General features: G+C 39.6%; 1 pseudogene. It reads left to right on the top strand.

The window, feature by feature from the left end:
* Positions 1-227: pseudogene (locus tag E4T68_RS09430) on the top strand (ISNCY family transposase); the annotation flags it as partial.

Raw genomic sequence — 227 nt, 5'->3', positions numbered from 1 at the left:
CAATTCAGATGGTTTGGTCAAACTGTCTCTCATCTTCATGTTGCCATTGATGATGCTTCTGGTAATATTGTTGGTGCCTATTTTGCCCCACAAGAAACGCTAACAGGCTATTATCAGGTGTTGCATCAGATATTAACCAATTATGGTATTCCTGCTGCTTTTTTAACGGATAGACGAACGGTATTTGATTATCAAAGGAAAGGGACTCAACAGCTTCAAGACGATAC

The sequence above is a fragment of the Granulicatella sp. WM01 genome (assembly GCF_004570605.1).
In the GTDB taxonomy this organism is placed as follows: Bacteria; Bacillota; Bacilli; order Lactobacillales; family Aerococcaceae; genus WM01.
The sequence above is the reverse complement of the archived record's forward strand: the minus strand, read 5'-3'. Positions and strand labels throughout refer to the sequence as shown.